Origin of the sequence: Streptomyces sp. NPDC037389, assembly GCF_040636475.1 — a bacterium.
GTDB classification, from domain to species: domain Bacteria; phylum Actinomycetota; class Actinomycetes; order Streptomycetales; family Streptomycetaceae; genus Streptomyces; species Streptomyces hesseae.
This window is the reverse complement of the sequence record NZ_JBEZUS010000041.1, coordinates 1-2109: the sequence shown is the minus strand read 5'-3', so window position 1 is coordinate 2109 and position 2109 is coordinate 1. Positions and strand designations below refer to the sequence as shown.

The window sequence follows — 2109 nt, the reverse complement described above, 5'->3', positions numbered from 1 at the left end:
CCTGCTGGGAGCGATGCTCGCTGGTCAGGCGTACCCAGGGATGGAGACCGCTGCTCTACTGACTGCGGTCCTGGACGAAGGCCAGGGATGGGAGCGGACAGACGTCGCGCTGCGCACAAAGCAGTGGAACGACGCCTTGAAGCGTCACCTCGATGCGCGTCCTGCTCTCGTCGATCGACTCAAGGAAGCCGTGGGTGTCGCCCAGGGTGTGACCGGAGCGGTGAGGATGATCGACGCTGCCCGAGTGCTTCCCCTGCTGAGGCAAGCGGCGTCTCAATGGGAATGGACGGTCGACCGGACGCAGGTTCCGTCTTGGGTCCAGAAGGCAGTAACTGGCTTTGCCTCGCTTCCGACGCTGGTGGACGCTCAACTCGCCGAGCTCGAACGGCTGTTGGGCGAGATCCGGAGCCGTCACCCTCGTGGAACCAACAGTGCACACACCCTCTCCGCAATTGAGGGCGCTCTCGCCGCGGCCAAGGAAGTCAATGGGCTGATGCCCCTCGGAGTTGATCAGACACTCCGTTTCGAGGAATTTCTTGAGCGAGGCAGGCAGGCCGAATGGAGCAAGGTCTCCGAACTGGAAGACGACCTCGCCCGGGCATCAGATGAAAGTCGAACCGACCGTGTCCGCCAGGCCGCTCGCTTTGCTGCGGCAGCGCAGGATCGCGGCACAAGCATTCAAGACATCCTTCTCCTACTCTCCGAGAGCGAATCGTGGCTGGAAGCTGCGCTGAGAAGGGCTGAAGCGCGAGCGGGTACCACTGCCATCGACAGCGTCTCTCTCGCCATGCAAACGGTGCTCGGTGAATGGAGTGGGGTAGCGCACCTCGCCTCTGCCTCTTGGAAGACGACCGAGGCTCCCGTCGCGCAGGAGGGGGATAACGAATGACACAAAGACCCGTCTACGAGATGGCGCTGCAACTGCAGGACCGTGCACGACAGTTGTCTGAGGGCGCGGCTGGGGAGAAGGAAGCAGCCCGGGTTGCGTCACGTATCAGCGAATTGACGGCACGCCTGGCAGAGCTTCGCAGGGAAGTCACTGTGGCGCTTGCCTTGAAGGACCAGGGCGCAGCAGTCGTAGCGAGCCTGCCGGCAGCCAGCGATGGACTGGAGCCGTTCACTCGGCGGGCTGAGAACGGATGGCCCGGCGACCAAGCCTTCAATACGGCCAAGCGCAAGGTGCAGGAAGCAGCCACGGCCATTCGTGAAGAGAATCTAGCGGCGTGGGTCGAGTGGTCTGGTCGACGTCTCGCCGCTCTTCCCCTGGCCAGGATTCCGATGCTGCCTCCGCAAGAGCAAGCATCGGCTCGGTCACGTCGCGTGGACCTGGAGCGGGCGGCATCAGCCAAAACGGTGACCACGGGCGACATCACGCTGTTCATGACCAAGTGGGAGTCGCTTGCCGAGTCGCTGCGCGATGCAAAGGAGCCTCCAGCCGAACTACTCGCGCTCCTCGAACGCCTCGACAGTCGGCCCGCACCGACACTCCGTGACATCACAGATCAGGAAATCGCCCTCCTGCGCGAATTCGCCATGGACGGCCAGGTCTCACTGACAAGGAAGGGCGCGTGACACAGCTTTTCGGTCAAGGATTCGCCAATGCTCTCCTCAACCGACTCGAAGATTGCGAACTCCCGCTGCTCTCATGGGGTGTAACGGAAGGCTCGCTTTCCGAGGCCGAGGTTCTGGAGACCATCGACGAACTACTTCTCACACGGCAAGACGCACCATCCGGCGCCTCACCCGACGAGGTTCTTGAGGAGTGCCTCGAGCGGGCCCTGCTACTCGAGGTGCCGGTGCCCGTCGTCTCTCCACCGCGGTACCGCACCCGCATGGCAGAAACCTTGAGGCTGACTGCTGGGCTCCGGCAACTCTTCGTACGCGGATGGTCCACGCCGCCGGAACGAGGCTGGTGGCGGCAGCAGAAGCGACTGGTTGCCGACTACCGGCTCCACGTAGCCCCACGCCGCTACCCCCGCCGTGACATTCCCGCGGATGTCGCCCTGGCCGACCTGGCCAATCTTGATCACTGGCGCGACCTCCAGCACTCTGTGGCAGCGGCCCACGTGGGAAGCTACAAGCTGGCGCGCTTCCAGTTGAAAGCGACCC

1 protein-coding gene and 2 pseudogenes are annotated in these 2109 nt (G+C 63.5%); all 3 read left to right on the top strand.

Annotated features, from left to right (window positions below; translation table 11 throughout):
* A pseudogene (locus AB0E98_RS33500) lies at positions 1–889 on the top strand (ATP-binding protein); the annotation flags it as partial.
* Positions 890–909: 20 nt separating this feature from the next.
* On the top strand, positions 910–1572 hold the full coding sequence (locus AB0E98_RS33495; RefSeq protein WP_361710255.1) for a hypothetical protein: 663 nt from the start codon (positions 910–912) through the stop codon (positions 1570–1572).
* Positions 1569–2109 (top strand): annotated as a pseudogene (locus tag AB0E98_RS33490) (DEAD/DEAH box helicase); the annotation flags it as partial. The gene AB0E98_RS33495 and the pseudogene AB0E98_RS33490, both read left to right, overlap by 4 nt.

Excerpts from the sequence above, each read along its gene's own strand:
- AB0E98_RS33495 (WP_361710255.1), top strand. The coding sequence starts at position 910 with ATGGCGCTGCAACTGCAGGACCGTGCACGACAGTTGTCTGAGGGCGCG.